The sequence below is a fragment of the Herbaspirillum sp. RV1423 genome (genome assembly GCF_000577615.1).
Classification (GTDB): domain Bacteria; phylum Pseudomonadota; class Gammaproteobacteria; order Burkholderiales; family Burkholderiaceae_D; genus Herbaspirillum.
The window spans coordinates 1-1462 of the sequence record NZ_CBXX010000085.1 but is presented as its reverse complement, the minus strand read 5'-3'; the positions used below and the strand labels follow the sequence as shown (position 1 = coordinate 1462).

General features: G+C 52.7%; 1 rRNA gene. It reads right to left on the bottom strand.

What is annotated here, in order from left to right:
• Window positions 1-1462, bottom strand: a 23S ribosomal RNA gene (locus RV1423_RS28175); the annotation flags it as partial.

Sequence of the window (1462 nt, the reverse complement as noted above, 5' to 3'; positions counted from 1 at the left end):
CGGATTTGCCTAAGCGCCTTCTCCAATGCAAGGACCGGGACTTCCAACACCCGGACAACCTTCCGCGATCCGTCCCCCCATCGCATTTAACAATGGTGCAGGAATATTAACCTGCTTCCCATCAGCTACGCATTTCTGCCTCGCCTTAGGGGCCGACTCACCCTACGCCGATGAACGTTGCGTAGGAAACCTTGGGCTTACGGCGAGGGGGCCTTTCACCCCCTTTATCGCTACTCATGTCAGCATTCGCACTTCCGATACCTCCAGCACACTTTTCAATGCACCTTCGCAGGCTTACGGAACGCTCTCCTACCATGCACATAAATGTGCATCCGCAGCTTCGGTATATTGCTTAGCCCCGTTACATCTTCCGCGCAGGACGACTCGATCAGTGAGCTATTACGCTTTCTTTAAAGGATGGCTGCTTCTAAGCCAACCTCCTGACTGTTTTAGCCTTCCCACTTCGTTTCCCACTTAGCAATATTTGGGGACCTTAGCTGGCGGTCTGGGTTGTTTCCCTCTTGACACCGGACGTTAGCACCCGATGTCTGTCTCCCGTGATTGCACTCTTCGGTATTCGGAGTTTGCTATGGCGTAGTAATCCGCAATGGACCCCACAACCATGACAGTGCTCTACCCCCGAAGGTGATACACGAGGCACTACCTAAATAGTTTTCGGAGAGAACCAGCTATTTCCAGGTTTGTTTAGCCTTTCACCCCTATCCACAGCTCATCCCCTAACTTTTCAACGTTAGTGGGTTCGGACCTCCAGTACGTGTTACCGCACCTTCATCCTGGCCATGGATAGATCACCTGGTTTCGGGTCTACACCCAGCGACTGAATCGCCCTGTTCGGACTCGCTTTCGCTACGCCTGCCCTAATCGGTTAAGCTTGCCACTGAATGTAAGTCGCTGACCCATTATACAAAAGGTACGCCGTCACCCCTTGCGAGGCTCCGACTGTTTGTATGCATGCGGTTTCAGGATCTGTTTCACTCCCCTCCCGGGGTTCTTTTCGCCTTTCCCTCACGGTACTGGTTCACTATCGGTCGATCACGAGTATTTAGCCTTGGAGGATGGTCCCCCCATCTTCAGACAGGATTTCACGTGTCCCGCCCTACTTTCCGTACACCTAGTTCTTCCCCGCTGTTTTCGTCTACAGGGCTATCACCTGCTATGGCGGCACTTTCCAGAGCCTTCGACTAACAATGAAGATAAAGAGTACAGGCTGGTCCCATTTCGCTCGCCACTACTCTGGGAATCTCGGTTGATTTCTTTTCCTGCGGTTACTTAGATGTTTCAGTTCACCGCGTTCGCTTCACGTAACCTATGTATTCAGTTACGGATGACCCATACGGGCCGGGTTTCCCCATTCGGATATCGGAGGATCAAAGCTCGTTTGCCAGCTCCCCTCCGCTTTTCGCAGGCTACCGCGTCCTTCATCGCCTGTGATCGCCAAGGC